Source organism: Actinoallomurus acaciae, assembly GCF_042429965.1.
In the GTDB taxonomy this organism is placed as follows: Bacteria; Actinomycetota; Actinomycetes; order Streptosporangiales; family Streptosporangiaceae; genus Actinoallomurus; species Actinoallomurus acaciae.
In genome coordinates, this window is sequence record NZ_JBHLZP010001122.1 from 1 (window position 1) to 1,022 (window position 1,022).

A 1,022-nucleotide genomic window follows, 5' to 3' on the forward strand; every position below is an offset into this window, starting at 1 on the left:
GGCCAGCGCCGTGGGGTCCTCGCCGGCGATCCCCCGGGCGGGGGAGGCGGACGCGGCGTAGGTCGGGAAGCCGGGGTTGGCGTGGGCGAGGGTCTCGGCCATCGCGGTGAAGGCCTCGCCGACCGGCCGTTCGCCGGCGGCGAGGGCGGCACGGGTCAGCCAGGCGGCGGCGTTGGGCTCGGTCATGAGCAGCCGGCGATGTTCGAGGGTGCCCAGGAACCGCGAGTGGAACTCCTCGATGGCCCGCTCCGCGCCCGCCCGGGCGTCGACGACCCGGGTCACGGCCCAGTCGCCCCAGCGCATCCCGTAGGTCGCGCCCCTGCCCCGCCGGTGTGAGGACTCGTACCGCTCCACGCTCCGCACGGCGGTATCGACGTCGCCGCGCGACACCGCGACGAGAGCGAGTACCGCGAAGGCCACCAGGTCGAACGCGTGCGTGCCCACCTCATCGGACCGGACGAGCCCCGCCCGGGCCTCGGCGGCGGCGTCATCGAGCCGGCCCTGCGCGAGGCGCAGCCGGGCACGGAGGATCGCCGGGCACGGGCTGTACGCCGTGTGCCCCAGTGCCGCGATCTCCTCGTCGGCGATCCGCAGGGCGCTCTCGGCCTCCTCCAGCCGGCGGATGTCGGTGAGCAGGCTGATCAGGTGCAGCCGTGGATGCGCGTACCGGGCCTTGAGCGACCCGCCCGCCGCGATCCGGGTGGCCTCGCGGATGTGCCCGATCGCCTCGGCGCACCGCCCCTCGGCCCAGGTGTCGGTGGTGAGCAGCATGTGCGCCCCGACCAGGGCGATCGGGCCGTGGCGTTCGCCGGCGGCCACGACCGCCTTCGCCCGCTCGTGCCCCCGCCGGTCGTGGTTGGCGAACATGCCGCGGAACAGCACCTGCTCGGCGGCGCCGCGCATCTCGTCCGGCAGGTCCCGCTGCTCCAGCACCCGCTCCGCCTCCGTCACCGCCTCGGCGGCCCGCCCGGCGAGCAGGAGCGTGTACGCCAGCTCGTACCGCAGCCGGGCCGCCTGCCGGG

The 1,022-nt window shown here is 76.2% G+C and carries 1 protein-coding gene; it reads right to left on the reverse strand.

Annotation, left to right across the window (positions count from 1 at the left end):
- The coding region (locus tag ACFFNX_RS51020) for a hypothetical protein (protein WP_378213734.1) at window positions 1-1,022 on the reverse strand (1,022 nt) is incomplete at both ends.